Source organism: Paenibacillus sp. Soil724D2, from assembly GCF_001427935.1.
GTDB lineage: Bacteria > Bacillota > Bacilli > Paenibacillales > NBRC-103111 > Paenibacillus_E.
In genome coordinates this window covers 1-16,769 of the sequence record NZ_LMRY01000037.1, presented here as the reverse complement: position 1 = coordinate 16,769, position 16,769 = coordinate 1, and the positions used below count along the sequence as shown (strand labels likewise).

Genomic DNA, 16,769 nt, shown 5'->3' with positions numbered 1-16,769 from the left:
AATTCACAAGCCAAATAGCAATTTTGCTATTTGAAGTTGCAGTTCGTACAACATTTCGATCCCATTTATTGCAAAATGGCCTTATAAGGTAATTATTGTTGTACTTGATGCAACAACCGGTGAGAAAAGCGGAATTCAGGTAGAAATTGTTGCACTTTATACAATATGTAGCTGAAAGGATAAACAAGGGAAAATCTTCGCTTAGCCTAGAGTCAAAAAAATACACCTCGGCTCTCTGGTTCATAGGGCAGCTTAACGCTTCCATTTGACCATTTCCAGCTAAGGTGTATGTTTCATATCTTTGCAAGACGTATGTTTGTTATCTTTACAGCTGTATGCTTGTTATCTTTGCAATAAGCAATTACGACTGCATGGTTCCTTCTTTGCGGTACTGATTTGGCGCTATGCCTACTACTTTTTTAAAGGCTGTACTGAAATAATGCTGGGAGTCATAACCGACTTTTTCGGAAATTTCAATAATCGTCATATCCGTTGTACTCAGGTAATGAATCGCGTGTTTAATACGCGTATGAGTGAGCATATTCACAAAAGGTATACCTAGTTCTTGTTTGAATATTCTTCCCAAATACACAGGGGAAACCTTCATTTCATTGGCGATCATTTCCAACGTTATTTCCGGGTCGCTATATCTCTGTGCAATGTAATCCTTCGCCAGACGAACAAAAGGAGACAGATGTGCTTCTTTATATAAGGAAGTTCTCGCCTGCTGGTACACGTTAGAAACACCCGTAACGCCCTCTATGCCCTTCAGGAATTGAGAAGCTATGGATATTTTCAAATACGTTTGCACAGCCGCATCAATTTTCTCGATATCATCTGCGGGAACCGGTTCCCATACCAATACAACCAGCATCCCCAAATGGTCTCGAAATTTGACCAGCGTGTAGGGAGATAACAGCTCTTCAACGATATTCTCAATGGCAAACAAGTAAAGCTGACGGTCTCTTTCAGATAAAAGTTCCTTACCTCTTGAATTCCCGGACCATTGAATAACACCTAGCGTACTCGGCGCTCGATCGGGCATCTTCAGAAACGCAAGCTGCTCTCTGATCTCAACCTCACTAAGTCCCCCATCCATCCATTCCAGGCAGAATCGTTCTCTTAATAGCGAGAAGTTCCTTTCGATCTGTTTGGAAGCCATTTGCAGATGCTCTTCTTTCTCCAAAGAAGAAGCCATTTGCTTTGTTATTTTCGTCAAAACATCTGCAAGCTGCGCAGGATTCACCGGTTTGAGGATATAATCATCCACATTTAGGCGAATGGCTGCTTGCGCATAGGTAAACTCATCATGTCCGGTTATGATGATAATCTTGCAATCCGGCAGCTCCTCACGAATATGCTTGATCAAAGACATACCGTTCATTATGGGCATATTGAGATCAACAAGCAGGATATGAACACTATGCTTACGTGCCAGCTCTAAAGCCTCTTCGCCATCCTCAGCCTCTGCCACAACCTCCAAGCCAAGCTGCTGCCAGTTCAAAGAACTTAGTATGCCTTCACGAATGATCGATTCATCATCTGCAATCAATACTTTCCAGGGCGGACTTACGATCATACGGACACCTCTCTTTTTAATACTGGATGTGTAATCGTTACGGTTGTTCCCACTCCCTTTTTGCTTTCAATGGATACCCCATAAGCTTCTCCGAAGCTGATCACAATTCGTTCATGTACATTCGTTAATCCATACCCCTCACCCGATTGAGGATTTGTTACAATAAATGACGATTCCTGCAAGCTTACGGGCGGCGCATCCTGCTTATACTCACTTGCTGCCGGATTCGATTTAGAAGCAGCCGCCTCCAAGGTTCGCCTTAATCGCTCCAGCTTTTCCTCGGACATTCCTGCTCCGTTATCGCTAATGGTGATGACCACTTTTTCATTCTCATTCCGAGCGTGTATGTCGATATTACCAGGTCCACGGCGCTCTTTTATCCCATGATAAATGGCATTCTCGACAATCGGTTGAAGAATTAACTTGAGCACATAAAGTTGATGGAGCGAAGGGTCAATGACAATGGAATAATTCAATTTTTCCTTATACCTTGTTTTTTGAATGATGAGATAGCTCTTCACGTGCTCAAATTCTTCCATAAGCGTAATGACTTCATTTCCCTTGCTAAGGCCTATGCGAAAAAGCCTTGATAGGGAATCGACCACTTCTGTAACTTCATGCGCCCCGCTTTTACGAGCTAACCATAGAATCGTATCGAGTGTGTTGTATAAAAAATGCGGTTTAATTTGCGCTTGCAGACTTCGCAGCTCCGCTTCCCTCTTTTGCCGCTGCTCCTTTTCGACCAAACCGATCAGCTTCGTAATTTGCATCAGCATATGATTGAAGCTTCGCCCCAGCATGCCGACTTCATCTGTTCTTTCATCCTTGAAGCGGATAGACAGATTACCATCCTCGGCTCTCCTCATGAAGGACGTTAGCTGCCAAATGGGGAAAGAGATGGTATAGGATAAATAATAAGAAGCCGCAATACCAAGCAAGCATACAACGAAAACAAACATGATCAAATAAAGGCGGATTTCTCGGACCTCTCGGACCGTCTCTTGGGTTGAAAATACTCCTACTGTCGTCCAATTCGTAAAGGCTGATTTCCGATAAATGAACTGCATGTAGGTGCCATCGATCGTTTTTGAAAAAGTACCCGCGGGATTCTCGTCAATCCAGTTTCGCTGAAACTTGCTCACAAGAGGATGCTCCGGTGTATAGATACTTTCGCCTTTATTATCGATAACCATCAAGTAGCCCGATTTCCCCAAGCTTACGTCCTGTACGGTTTCTGCGATGACTCTAAGTTTTAAATCAATAAGAATGACACCTTTGACCGCTTGGGTTTCGGGATCCAGAATCGCCCTGACCACGGAGACAATATCCTCATCCTTGTAGTCAACGTGCGTGGTAACATTTCTTCCCGAGGGATGGCCCACAATGCTGAATATCCCTTTTTGATCAACAGCTTCCTTATACCAACTTTCTTCGGTTAAGCTCCGGGTTGTTCGGGCGTACATTTCGTTACTGAGGTAATCCCCCTTTGCATTCACCACCAGGATACCCGCTACTTCGGAATAAAGGGTTGTAAATCCTTGAAGGAATATCCGCATATCGTAGGTCTCAGATGCCTGCATGGCTGGCTCACCGCTTAGAAACCGCCTGACTTGTGGGTTAAAGGAAGTGAAATAGGTAATATTCTGCAAATTCCCCGCATACGCTTCCAGCGATTTATTCACATTTCCGATTAATTGAGACGTATGCTCATTAACCTGTTTTTCGATAATGCGATCAGTCGCTAATGCAATCAGAATACCCAGACAAATAGCCGGCAAAATGCTAATTAGTAAGAAGTGCATGATTAACTTATAACGGATTGGCCAGTTATTCAGTGTAATCCATTTGAACATCTTCATGCGCTTCACCTCATCATTTGCCTCTAAGCTGTCATTTGGCATAATAGATATCGACATTTTCTTTTGTCACGATTGTAATTCCTGTATCCACGTAGGTAGGAACAAGCGGCTCCTTGGCATTTTGCAGCGGTAAATGCGATTTCTGAGCTTCCTTTTGTAGATGGAGTAAATGCATAAGCGACCAATACCCCATATTCCAGGTACCTTGTGCAAGCGTTGCTGAAATGGTCTCGTTCTTCACCATATCAAGTGTCCCTTTATCGGTATCAAATCCAATAATTTTCACTTGTGAAAGCCGATTCAAGCTTTTTACTGCATTACCTACACCCACACCGCCATTGGCCTCAGTAGCAAATATACCGTTCAAATCCGGATGATCCTTGAGTACTTTAGCGGCAATCCGTTCGGATGCCAATTGATCCCCTTTACCATCTTCTATCGCTATAATTTGGAGATTGGGATAGCTGCTTCGGATTGTATCCTGAAATCCAGCCATGCGATCCTGGTGATTTAGTTGATTAGGCAGCGTAATAATCGCAAGCTTCCCCTGGGTCCCGGTCAACTCAGCCATTTTGTGAGCTGCGCTTACGCCAGCATTATAATTATTCGTTCCCAGAAAAGAGTAGGCTTCACTCTTAGGTGCGCCAGAATCGAATAATACGACAGGTATGCCCGCTTCGACAGCTTTATTAATGGTCACAACGAGTGCGTTCGGATTGATCGCTGAGACCGCAATTCCTGCCGGCTTCTTGGCAATTACTTGTTCCAAAACCGTTATCTCTTCGTACACATCGTACTGAGTAGCGCCTCGATACTCGACGGAAACATTCAATATCTTCGCAGCATCCTCGAAGCCTTTGAGACAACTTTTCCAATAATCAATGCCGGACTGGAAGTTGACCATTACATACTTCTCTTCGATGTTTCCTTGGAGACCGCGATTCATTTGCTTAAGCGATTGATCCGTAGACTCGCGGTATTGATAAAAATAAAGGAAAAGCAAAAAAGTTGCGATCAGTATCGCATACACCATCAACAGCTTTTTCATACTTGTTCCTCCTATAACCTTCTGCACACAGATGAGCTCTATATGTCATTCGATCTTAATTGAAATTTACCGATTAATTCATCTAGTTCTTCCGCCATCCCGCTTAAAACGTTGGCAGAGGACACGATTTCTTCCATACTCGCAAACTGCTCTTCCATGTTTATGGACACTTCTTTCGTTCCCGAAGCCGTGTGCTTGGCCACATCTTCTATCGAACGAAGAACTTCTAAAGCTGTTTGCGATTTCTGAGAAATGTCTGAGGATTGCAGGGATACCTGGCTTATTTGCACGCTAACCTCTTCGATTTCTTTTTTTATTCGTTCAAACGCCACGTTCGCTTCATTGACAACTGAAATCCCTGTGCTCACTTCTTGTGAACCTGCCTCACAGGAATGTGCGACTTCGCCCATTTCCTCTTGTATCGCATTCACCAATCTCGCTACTTCATCTGCAGCCTCAGTTGTTTGCTTAGATAAATGACGAACTTCTTGAGCAACAACCGCGAAGCCTTTGCCCGCTTCACCTGCTCTAGCCGCTTCAATCGAAGCGTTAAGCGCAAGTAAATTGGTTTGTCTGGAAATATTGGCAATCAGATCGTTCGCGGCAAGGACATGCATGACGTGTGTACCTAAGCGCCCAACGGAATCCGAAAGCACTTTCATTTTATTATAAATGGCGTTCATTTGGCTAATGGATAATTCGATAGAGGCCGTCCCCCTACTAACAGCTGCCAATGCGTGAGACGACGTTTCATTCGTTAATCCCGTAATCGAGGCAATTTGCTGTACGGAATGATCCATTTGAGCAAGGAAAGAGACACCCGTCATCATCTGTTGTACCTGAGATTCGGAGCCTGCGGAAATCTCTGTCACAACCGTTGTAATCTGCTCCGAAGCTTTGCTCAAATGCTCGGTATTACCGCTGAGCTCTTCTGCTGCTGCAGATACATGCTTCGCATGATCGTCAACCTGGCTAATGATTTTAAACAAATTGCCTTTCATTTGATTGAAAGCCTCCGCCAAGTCATGAAGCTCATCACGGCTGCGGACTCTAATATCTCGGCCCGTTAAATCACAAGAAGCTATATCTCTCGCCGCTTTAACAATCGTCCTGAGAGGGGCAATAATCATTCTAGAAACCATCCATCCTATGGCTAACGCGATCACTAAAGCCGTGATGCTTACCCATATGAGCTTGTAAATGGTTTGATCCATCACATTGCCATTTTCCACTTTCTTCAATTCCATGATGTTCTTTTGCTTTTTCTGAATCTTCTCAGCAAGCTTGGTTAAATTTTGAGTGAGGGGTACGGTCCTTTGAAAACTGGATTTCGTCTTCTCAAGATCATGCACCAATCCGGCAATCGTCTCGATTGACTCACCCATTACCTTATAGTAAGTTTGATCTTCCGCATTCTCGTCGATACCCTTGATGTCTTGCACCAAAGCATTAAGCTTCTGATTGCTTTCGAGAATTGCTTGAACTTTCTCCGGAGAAGGTTCAATGACATAACTGGACATAAGGCTATACTGCAATTGTGTTTGGTATTGGATATCTGAAGCAAGCTGCAGAATTATGGCATTATGATTTAATAAATTCACATAGGATAAGTTAATTTTTTTCAGAAAAAAGTAAGATAATCCGCTCGTCACTGCGACTAATAAAGCGATAACCACAAAGGCTATCATCAGTTTTGAACGCAAAGAAAAAGAGAGCACCTTGAAGTGATTACCTCTTAGCCATGTCATACGTTTACTCATCATTTATCCCCCACTCCGTAGGTGTAAGCCGCAAATAAGACTCTCCTTTTCAGGAAAAGTCTTATTTGATCCTCTATTGCCTAGTTATCTCACTAAGCAGTTTTTGATTTATTGTAAATATCAAAACCTACTGCAAATAACAACACCAGTCCCTTGATACCCTGCTGCCAGTCAATACCTAAGCCGACTAAGGACATCCCATTGTTCATGACACCCATCACAAGTCCACCGATGATAGCCCCAATAACCGTACCAATGCCACCAGTCGCGGAAGCACCGCCAATGAAGCACGCAGCGATGGCATCTAGCTCAAAGTTTACCCCCGCTTTAGGCGTAGCCGCATTTAACCTTGCCGCAAATACGAGACCGGATAGCGCTGCCATGACCCCCATATTTACGAACACCCAGAAGGTCACATGCTTCGTTTTGATTCCTGATAATTTAGCCGCTTTTTCACTTCCGCCAAGCGCATAAATATGTCGACCCATGACCGTTTTATTCATAACGAAGGAGTAAATCACAACAAGCACAAACAAAAGAACCAGGATGTTAGGAATACCTTCATAAGTGGCCAGTACATACGTAAATACGTTAATGATCAGGACCATGACGGCAATTTTAGCAATCAACCATCCCATCGGCATAACATCAAAGTTATATTTGACTTGATTCTTTCTTTTTCTAAGCTCACTCCACACCAAAATAAGGGATAATACAACTCCGATGATCAGTGTAGTGTTATGCATTGTGCTTCCATTTAATACATCAGGTATAAAGCCTGAGCTGATTTTCTGAAAAGCCTTCGGAAACGGTGCGATAGACATCCCCTTCAAGACGATCATCGTCAACCCCCGGAAGAGGAGCATCCCCGCCAGCGTAACGATAAAAGATGGAATTCTCACATAGGCGACCCAAAAGCCCTGCCACGCCCCTACCAATGCTCCAATGACCAAAGAAATGATAACTGCTAAGACAAAAGGAACTTTCATATCGACCATCAGAACGGCTGACACAGCCCCTACAAAAGCGGCTACAGATCCTACAGATAAGTCGATATTCCCCGTGATAATGACCAATAACATGCCAATCGCGAGCACCAAAATGTAACTATTTTGCAAAATCAAGTTCGTCACATTCAGAGATTTTAACAGTACCCCATCCGTCATGATTTGAAAAAATACCGTAATTAAGACTAGTGCTATAATCATGCCGTATTGACGGATGTTGCTTTTAAACATTTTACTCAGTGTTTCCATGCATGTGTCCCCCTGCCCTCGTTATGCACTTCATGATTTCTTCCTGTGAAGCTTTCTCTTTACTTAATTCGCCAACCATTTTCCCCTCATTCATCACGTAGACACGGTCACACATACCCAGAATTTCGGGAAGCTCCGAGGAAATAAGCAGGATGCCTTTGCCCTCCATTGCTAATTGATTGATGATCGTATAAATCTCATATTTGGCCCCCACATCGATACCCCGTGTTGGTTCATCAAGAATGAGAATATCCGGCTCTGAAAAGATCCATTTGCTTAAAACGACCTTCTGTTGATTGCCACCGCTCAAATTCCCTGTTTTCTGTAAAATGCTCGGTGTCTTAATATTCATCTTTTGGCGAAAGCTCTCCGCGTGGACAACTTCTTCATTCTCATTGACGACCTTATTTTTCGAAATCTTATCCAGTCTGGCCAGCGTTATGTTTCTTTTAATATCGTCAATCAAGATTAATCCATAGTTCTTGCGGTCTTCCGTCACATAAGCAACACCATGATGAATGGCCTTATCAATCGTTGGCAGGTGAATTTCCTTGCCATCTTTATATAAATGACCGCTGATTTTCTTCCCATAGGATTTGCCGAAAATACTCATCGCCAGTTCCGTTCTACCTGCTCCCATTAATCCCGCAATGCCGACAATTTCACCTTTACGAATGTTCAAATTGACTTGATCGATGACTTTACGATTGTCTTGCAGAGGGTGATAAACATTCCAATCCTTTACTTCAAACAGCGTCTCACCGATTTGCGGCTCCCTCATGGGGTAACGATGTGTTAAATCCCGGCCTACCATGCCTTTAATAATGCGGTCTTCCGTAATTTGGTCTTTCCTCATATCCAACGTTTCTATGGTTTGACCATCCCTAAGAATGGTAATCGAATCCGCCACCTTAGAAATTTCATTTAATTTGTGGGAAATCAGAATAGAAGAGATTCCTTGTTTCTTAAATTCCAGCAATAAATTCAGCAGATTATCGCTATCCTCTTCGTTCAAAGCAGCTGTAGGTTCATCCAAGATCAGCAGCTTTACCTTCTTTGATAACGCTTTTGCGATTTCCACCAATTGCTGCTTGCCGACACCTATATTGATCGTCAATGTTGTGGGCTGCTCACTTAATCCAACCTTTTGCAGTAGTTCCCTTGTCTTCACAATGGTATCATTCCAATTGATGATCCCTCGTGAGGTTTGTTCATTCCCCAAAAAGATATTCTCTGCAATCGATAAATAGGGAATAAGCGCTAATTCTTGGTGAATAATAACGATCCCCAAATTCTCACTTTGTTTGATATCTTTGAACTCACAAACTTGACCCTTGAACAGAATATCGCCATCATAGGATCCGTGTGGATATACGCCGCTTAAAACTTTCATAAGCGTGGACTTGCCTGCGCCATTCTCACCAAGCAGGGCGTGAATCTCGCCTTCTTGAACACGTAAATTCACATTACTGAGCGCTTTCACACCCGGAAATGTTTTCGTAATATTTTTCATTTCCAATATGGCATCCGACATGCGATCACCAAGCCTTCCATGTAATAAATGATCTAGCGATAGTCACGCTCGGCTATCACTAGATCATTTAGGTAGTTCCTAGGTTGACAATTATTTACCTAATTTATCTTTTGTGTAGTAGCCGCTGCCTACTAAGATTGATTCATAGTTGGATACATCTACGGATACTGGCTCAAGCAGGTAAGAAGGAACAACTTTAACGCCATTGTTATACGTTTTTGTATCGTTTACTTCGGGTTTGGTTCCTTTTAGAATACTGTCTGCAATCGCAACCGCTTTTTTAGCTAACTCACGAGTATCCTTAAATACTGTTTGTGTTTGTTCCCCAGAAATGAGCGATTTAACGGAAGCGAGTTCTGCGTCTTGCCCAGTAATTACAGGAAGCGCCTTGCCTGCTGTCCCATAGCCAACACCTTTAAGGGAAGATAGGATTCCGATACTGATGCCATCATAAGGAGACAACACAGCATCCACTTTATCAGAAGCATAGTTCTTACTTAGCAGATTATCCATTCTGGATTGGGCAACCGAACCATCCCATCTTAATGTAGCTACTTGCTCGAACGCCGTTTGCTTGCTCTTCACCACTAATTTACCGGAATCCAGGTAAGGCTTCAGTACGGAAATAGCTCCATCAAAGAAGAAATGTGCATTGTTATCATCAGGTGATCCAGCGAAAAGCTCAATATTGAATGGACCTTTACCCTCTTTCAATCCTAGCTTTTTCTCGATATAGGAAGCTTGCAGCACGCCAACCTTGAAATTATCGAATGTCGCATAGTAGCTCACAAACTCACTCTTTTTAATTAAACGGTCGTACGCGATAACTTCGATCTTGGCATCATGCGCTTTCTTAAGAACGTCCGTCAAAGATTCTCCGTCAATCGGTGCGATAACGAGGATATTAACACCTTTGGTAATCATATTTTCAATTTGAGCGACTTGGTTCTCAATTACGTCTTCCGCATATTGCAGGTCAGTTTTATAACCTAACTTTTCGAATTCCTTCACCATGTTAGCTCCGTCGCTCACCCATCTTTCGGATGATTTCGTCGGCATCGAAATTCCTACTTTACCTCCGGCTTTTGCATCCGTTTTGGCTGCTGCTGTCGGCGCCGCTGTGCTTGCCGCATCTTTTTGTTCCGTCGTTGCGGTTTTAGCCCCGCAAGCGGAAATCACCAACATCAAAGATAATAAAACCAAAGATACCATTTTTTTCATCTAAACTATCCCTCTCTTTGCCTCAGCTTCGTGTTTCATAGACTTAAGTATAGGGCTGAAGGCAGTCTGCGTCTTTTCAAAAAAACAACTCGTTTTTATAAATATTAAACTTATTTAAACGCTTTCATCTTGTGCCATACATAGAAAAGCCGCCAGGATATCATCCTGACGGCTTTCCTTTACACGTTTTAAGACCAATAACCAGCATGCGCGGCTGCAGCTTCTATTTCTACCTCTGGGAAAGGACCGAGCACTTGAATGGCCTTATTCCCTCTAGCAAACACCTCACGACACGGTAGATCGAGTGTTGGATTTTGTTCATCATCACCCGTCAAGATAGCTAGTTGTTTTTCCGATATTCCGTAAACGACACACCCAACGTTTCCCCAATAAATCGATCCGGCACACATTGCACAAGGTTCTGCGGACGTATACAAGGTGCACTCCCACAATTCTTTTTTGCTATACCGTTTGGAAGCTGCCTCCATCAAAGTTGTCTCCGCATGACCGGTGCAGTTCGACTCCGTAATCTCGATATTCCCCTGCTCCAGCAAAATTTCTCCATGCGGTCCAACCAATAGCGCACCAAACGGTGTATTCCCCGATTTTCTAGCTAGCAGAGATAGCTCTACACATCTTTTCAAAAATGGAATATGCCTATCACGGTCCATCACCAAGTACCTCCACCCCTTACGCTCAATATTAAAATCTTTGCTCCCGAATGTAGGGAACGCCTAGTGCTTCCGGTGCACCCGAAGGCTTATTGCGATTACGCCAACCGAGGAACATCAGAACCAGTATGGTCACGATGTACGGAATCATTTTCAGAAAATAAGAAGGGATATGACTGCCAATAAGCTGCACGCGGAACCCCAGCGTATCCAGTACACCGAAGAAATAAGCGCACACCAAAGCACGAACCGGATTCCATCTCGCGAAAATAATGAGCGCCACCGCAATCCAACCGCGCCCAGAGGTCATCCCTTCGTTCCAAGTTGGCGTGTATACGAGCAGCAAATCAGCTCCGCCAATACCGATCAACATGGAGCCAGTAATGATACAGCCGTAGCGAATCGCAATAACGGGAATACCCATAACATCAGCTGTGGCCGGGTTATCCCCCACCGCTCTTAGATGCAGCCCCCACGAAGTACGATGGATGAAGAGATGCATGACAATAACCAGTACAAAGCTAAACCAAGTAAAAAGATCCAAGTGCGCAAAAACCTTCCCAATAAACGGCACATTCTCCACCCATAGCAAATCTAGCTTTGGTACCGCTCCGGGTAATGGGATGCCGCTAACACGTTTTCCGAGATAAGCGCTAAGACCTGTACCGAAAATCGTCATGGCCAGACCGCTTACGACCTGATTAGCGTGCAGGGTTACACAAAGTAATCCATGAAGCATACCCAGAACACCGCCTACTGCAAGTACACAGAGAAGGGTCAGAGCCAAGCTTCCAGTATGAATGAAGACTAGACAAGAAGTCACTGCCCCCATCAACATAAGTCCTTCTGCACCCAGTTGCGTGATGCCTGATCTTTCGATAAGAATTCCACCCAATACAGCTAACAGCAGCGGCGTGCCAGAAGAGATAGCGGAAACAATTAATTGTGTGACGATATCTATGACATTCCCTCCCCTTTCAGCATGATTTCAAACCAAGCCCACCCATCAGCTCACCGATCACCGATTGCGGCGAATGCGGACTTTCCCAGCCATACCGCCCGCAATAAGGAAAAATAGGATAGCCCCTTGAATCATAGAAGAGGTCGATGAAGGAAGACCGATCGTCTGCACACTGTATCCTCCCACAATGAGCCCTCCGAATAACACCGACGAAATCACTAACCCTGCCGGATTCAGCTTCGCAAGCCACGCCACAATAATCGCTGTGTACCCGTACCCCGGCGAAATACCATACATAAGTCGGTGTGCCACACCGGAAACTTCACTCATTCCCGCTAAGCCAGCCACACCGCCGCTAATGATCATAACAACGAGAACATGTCTGGAAATTCGAATACCTGCATTCCGCGCAGCTTCCGCATTCGCACCAATGAGTCGCAGCTCATAACCCCAACGTGTATATCGGATCATAAAGGCATAGAGCAGCACGGCAATAATAGCAAAAATGATCCCAAAATGGAGTCGGGTTGTTCCAAAAGTAGGCAAAGACTGCGCCGCGGTGAACATCGGGGATCCTGGGAAGTTAAAGCCTTTCGGATCTTTCCATGGACCGAATACCGCATAATTTAAGGCAAGAAGAGCTACATAATTCAACATTAAGGATGTAATTAGTTCGTTAACTTGAAAATAGGTCCTCGGAATCGCCGTCAACAATCCCCAGACCCCACCGGCTACGATGCTCGCTACCGCCATAGATGGAATCGAAATATACATTGGCAGCTGTGGAAAATAAACCGTAACCGCGGTAGCCGCCATCGCTCCGGCCAAGAACTGCCCCTCGGCACCGATATTCCATACCGAAATCCGGTACGCAATTGAAACGCCAAGACCGCAAAGAAACAGTGGAATCGCCTTCACAAGGGTCTCCGTAATGCCAAAAGAGGAACCAAAGGCTCCTTTCAGCATTTTGGCATAAACCACAATCGGATTCATGCCGTTCAAAGCTATAAAAATGCCGCAGGCTACAAGCGCCAAGACGATAGATACAATCGTCACCCACCACGGACTGGCTGGCCCCACAGGATCAATCTCAAATCGGTAAGGCAAACGAAAACCAGCTTCTCGCTTAGGCACCTTTTTTTCTATCGGAATGGTTTCCGCCGTTTGTTGTTCGCTCACCCTGCATCCTCCTCAGACCCCGCCATCAACATACCGATATATTCCCGGTTCGCTTCCTTTCGCGGAATATTGCCCACGATGCGTCCATCGTACATGACTAGTATTCGGTCAGCTAGCTGCAGCACCTCATCCAAATCCTCTGATATTAGGAGAACTGAACTCCCCTTGCTGCGCAGTTCCTCTAGCAATTGGTGCACACCCTCAGTGGCACCTACATCTAGCCCCTGCGTTGGATGCACGGCAACCATCAGCTTCGGACCTTGATCAATTTCCCTAGCAAAAAGCAGCTTCTGCTGATTCCCCCCAGACATATTCTGAACAGGTGCATCAATCCCCGATGTCCGCACATCGAACATCTCAACAAGCTTCTGTGTCCAGCTTCGATTGCTTCCTGTGCGCAGTAAACCGAATCGAGATCGTTCCGGAGAACGATACGTCTTGAAGAGCAGGTTATCTACGGCGCCCAAATTGCCCGCTAAACCGCTCTTCATGCGGTTTTCCGGCACATGGGCAATACCCAGATCAATGGCTGCGCGCACCGAACCGTTACGTAATGCCTTGCCGTCAAAACGGATATCGCCTTGTTTCCAGACGCGAAGCCCTGTTAACACTTCCGCAAGCTCCTTCTGCCCGTTTCCAGACACCCCGGCAACACCAACAATCTCACCTTCACACACTTGAAAATGAAGCCCACCCAGCACCTTGCGTCCATGCTCCGCATACACATCCAAACCACCAACCACAAGCATCGGCTTTCCTTGCGGTTTCTCTCTAACAACCGTGCGGCTTTCTAGACTCTCCTTGCCGACCATCAACTGCGCCAGATCCCTCTCATTCGTTTCTGACTTCGTCATTGTTGCAATCATCTCGCCTTTACGCATAACCGATATGCGATCCGAAGCAAACATAACCTCCTTGAGTTTATGTGTCGTCATAATGACGGTCTTGCCTTCTTCTTTCATGCGATTCAGTGTCTCAAACAACTGATCCACCTCACCTGGCGTCAATACCGAGGTAGGCTCATCCAAAATAATTAAATCCGCTCCACGATAGAGCGTCTTCACAATTTCAACACGCTGCTGTTCCCCGACCGACAGCTGCCAAATAGGCCGGTCCACCGGAAACGGTAGCCCAAAATGCTTCGATATTCCCTCGATCTCTTCGGACTTTCTAGCGAGCCATCGTGGGCCGCGCCAGAACGAAGACGACTCCCCAAGAACAATATTCTCCGCGGCTGTTAACGTTTGAACAAGTCGAAAATTCTGAAAGACCATGCCAACCCCTAGGTTCATCGCATCCTTCGGCGAACGAATTCGTACCTTCTCACCGTGGATAAGAATCTCTCCGCTTGTTGGACGATATATACCTGAGAGCATGCACATCATTGTACTTTTACCGGCGCCGTTCTCACCTAATAATGCATGAATCTCTCCAGCTTTTGCTCGGAAATCAACATGATTATTAGCTACAACAGAACCAAATTGCTTGACAATCTGATTCATCTCAACTGAATAACCCTCCGTTTTAAGCAATGAGCCCCCTCCTTCTCGTCCTTTACACACCCCTATATATTCAAAACAGCATCTCCCATTTTGGGATCTGCTGTTTCTTAAAAGCATAATTTAGGTGTCATTTAGGCCATACCTTACACGAACCTAGTACATATCTATCTTCACCCACTATACTGTTCAAGTGAATTACACGTCAATTAACATTACATCATATTTGGGCATCTAACAAAAAATGACGATTCATTTGTGCTTGATCCCAAAGTGTAAAGGCTTCCCCTCCCGAGAATGTTATGTTAAGTTACGCGGACAACAAAAAGGAGCACTCCTCCTTGAAGAATGCTCCTTTTACTATCCTATTCTTTTCATCAGGAAAGAAATTATGAAAGAAATATACCACCATAAACGAAACCAGCCACAATCACAAACGCAGGGTGAATCTTCCTCTTTTGAATGAGGTAGAAAGCTACTGCGGCAATACCAATAAACTGCAAGTATCCTATCGTTTTCGTAGATTCCACCATACTGCTCCACGTGACCAACACCATCATGATCGCGATAACAGGCTGGACAAGCAGCGTCATTCCTTTGATCACCGGAGATTGCTTATATTTCTGCAGGATATTCAGCAAAATGATGAGTGCAATAATAGATGGAACAACTGTTGCAGCCACTGCAATTAGAACGCCGACCCAACCACCGATTTGAAAGCCGACATATGCGGCAATTTTCGTAGCAATCGGTCCAGGCAGCGCATTCCCAAGCGCTAACATGTTCGAGAATCCACTGCTGGTCATCCAAGCATGATTCGGAACAATCTCTTGATACATTAGCGGGATCGACGAGGGTCCTCCTCCGTATCCGAACACATTGGCTAAAAAGAAACTAACAAGTAAATGCCACCACTCATTCATACACCCTCACCTTTGCCAAGCTGCTTCTTGTTCTTACTCCACTTGTCCTTTAGCTTATGATGAAAAGCACCAAATAGTAAAAACATAAAAATAACGATAGCTGGATGCACAGAGAAAGTCTGCAGCAGCAAAAATGAAATAACAAAAAATGTGAGACCTGCCGCCCAACCCAAGCCTTTTACCGCTTTCTCTCCGAACTCATACGCCATCACGCCTAACATCACTGCAACAATAGGCACAACCGCCGCTATCATGCCTTTAATCACTTGAGAGGTACTAAAGAAATTAATAAACGAATACAACCCCACCATGGCTACACAGGTAGGAACAATGTGAGCTAAAACACCAATCGCCGCCCCCCATCCGCCTTTGAGCCGATATCCCAAATAGCCCGCAAGCTTCGTTGCTATCGGTCCCGGAAGCGTATTAGCTATCGCCAGCACTTCCATGAATTCCTCATCCTTCATCCATTGAAACCGCGTAACCGCCTCGTACCGTATCAACGGCACAATCGACGGCCCGCCGCCATAACCCAATATCCCCGTCCGGAACATCGCCATACCTATCTGAACATAGGCATTTCCCACTATGTATCACTCCTGTCTCTGCAGCACCATTCTACACAAAGTAAACTAAGCTTTATTGTAATATAAGTTGAAAGGATTAATTCGATTCTTTTCTCATCTTTGTAAAAATGACAAAGATTCTTCAGTTTCTTGGGTTCTGGCTTGAATTTGTGTAAAAGCTGTACGCGGGCGCTTTGTGTGGGTAAGCGTTTAGAAGTATTAGAGCCTCTTGAGGCTGCTATTTTTGTATTTATGGGTACTTTCTGTGGAAATTGGAGACTTTTGAAACTCTTATTAGTAGGATGAAGCTTGATTTGGGTTGCTTTGGGCAAAATAAGAGCTTCTAGAGACTGCTATTTTTGAATTTCTGGTGCTTTTGGTGGAAATAGGAGTCTTTGGAGACTCTTATTTGTGGGATAGGGCTTGGAGCTGGGTTGCTTTGAGCAGAATAAGAGCTTCTAGAGACTGTTATTTTTGAATTTCTGGTGCTTTTTGTGGTAGTTTTTGGAGACTCTTATTTATAGTATATGGCTTGATTTGGACAAGTTTTCTGATCAATCCGAACAAATGTAAACAAAAAACCTTACGAGGATTTCTCCTTGTAAGGTTTTTTAATTGCTTGGCAACGTTCTACTCTCCCAGAACCCTGCGGTTCAAGTACCATCGACGCTGGAGGGCTTAACGGTCGTGTTCGAGATGGGAACGCGTGGGTC

Annotated in this window: 13 protein-coding genes and 1 rRNA gene; all 14 read right to left on the bottom strand. The window is 44.6% G+C overall.

What is annotated here, in order from left to right:
* Positions 1-361 precede the first annotated feature (361 nt).
* Positions 362-1,579, bottom strand: coding sequence for a response regulator transcription factor (locus ASG85_RS25980; RefSeq protein WP_060648155.1), 1,218 nt, complete (start codon positions 1,577-1,579; stop codon positions 362-364).
* A complete protein-coding gene (locus ASG85_RS25975) occupies positions 1,576-3,438 on the bottom strand; it encodes a sensor histidine kinase (protein WP_060648154.1) in 1,863 nt (620 codons plus the stop codon). The genes ASG85_RS25980 and ASG85_RS25975 overlap by 4 nt, the downstream gene beginning before the upstream one ends.
* Positions 3,439-3,469: 31 nt before the next feature.
* Positions 3,470-4,486, bottom strand: a complete 1,017-nt coding sequence (locus tag ASG85_RS25970; protein WP_057301956.1) for a substrate-binding domain-containing protein — start codon at positions 4,484-4,486, stop codon at positions 3,470-3,472.
* Between the two features lie 38 nt (positions 4,487-4,524).
* The gene (locus ASG85_RS25965; RefSeq protein WP_082588231.1) at positions 4,525-6,249 is read right to left on the bottom strand and encodes a methyl-accepting chemotaxis protein; all 1,725 of its coding nucleotides are present in this window, start codon (positions 6,247-6,249) and stop codon (positions 4,525-4,527) included.
* An 89-nt stretch (positions 6,250-6,338) separates the two neighbouring features.
* The gene (gene mmsB, locus ASG85_RS25960; RefSeq protein ID WP_060648152.1) at positions 6,339-7,502 is read right to left on the bottom strand and encodes a multiple monosaccharide ABC transporter permease; all 1,164 of its coding nucleotides are present in this window, start codon (positions 7,500-7,502) and stop codon (positions 6,339-6,341) included.
* Positions 7,486-9,036, bottom strand: a complete 1,551-nt coding sequence (gene mmsA / locus ASG85_RS25955) for a multiple monosaccharide ABC transporter ATP-binding protein (protein WP_057301959.1) — start codon at positions 9,034-9,036, stop codon at positions 7,486-7,488. Before mmsA ends, mmsB begins: the two co-directional genes overlap by 17 nt.
* 90 nt (positions 9,037-9,126) lie before the next feature.
* Positions 9,127-10,257, bottom strand: a complete 1,131-nt coding sequence (chvE, locus tag ASG85_RS25950) for a multiple monosaccharide ABC transporter substrate-binding protein (protein ID WP_060648151.1) — start codon at positions 10,255-10,257, stop codon at positions 9,127-9,129.
* Between the two features lie 188 nt (positions 10,258-10,445).
* The gene (locus ASG85_RS25945) at positions 10,446-10,928 is read right to left on the bottom strand and encodes a nucleoside deaminase (protein ID WP_060648150.1); all 483 of its coding nucleotides are present in this window, start codon (positions 10,926-10,928) and stop codon (positions 10,446-10,448) included.
* 31 nt (positions 10,929-10,959) lie between these two features.
* On the bottom strand, positions 10,960-11,889 hold the full coding sequence (locus ASG85_RS25940) for an ABC transporter permease (RefSeq protein WP_060648149.1): 930 nt from the start codon (positions 11,887-11,889) through the stop codon (positions 10,960-10,962).
* 57 nt (positions 11,890-11,946) lie between these two features.
* Positions 11,947-13,068 (bottom strand): ABC transporter permease, encoded by a 1,122-nt coding sequence (locus ASG85_RS25935; protein WP_060648148.1) that lies wholly within the window; start codon positions 13,066-13,068, stop codon positions 11,947-11,949.
* On the bottom strand, positions 13,065-14,570 hold the full coding sequence (locus tag ASG85_RS25930) for an ABC transporter ATP-binding protein (RefSeq protein WP_060648174.1): 1,506 nt from the start codon (positions 14,568-14,570) through the stop codon (positions 13,065-13,067). Before ASG85_RS25930 ends, ASG85_RS25935 begins: the two co-directional genes overlap by 4 nt.
* A gap of 386 nt (positions 14,571-14,956) precedes the next feature.
* Positions 14,957-15,490, bottom strand: coding sequence for a chromate transporter (locus ASG85_RS25925; protein ID WP_057301964.1), 534 nt, complete (start codon positions 15,488-15,490; stop codon positions 14,957-14,959).
* Positions 15,487-16,077, bottom strand: coding sequence for a chromate transporter (locus ASG85_RS25920; protein ID WP_060648147.1), 591 nt, complete (start codon positions 16,075-16,077; stop codon positions 15,487-15,489). Before ASG85_RS25920 ends, ASG85_RS25925 begins: the two co-directional genes overlap by 4 nt.
* A 596-nt stretch (positions 16,078-16,673) precedes the next feature.
* Positions 16,674-16,769, bottom strand: a 5S ribosomal RNA gene (gene rrf / locus ASG85_RS25915); the annotation flags it as partial.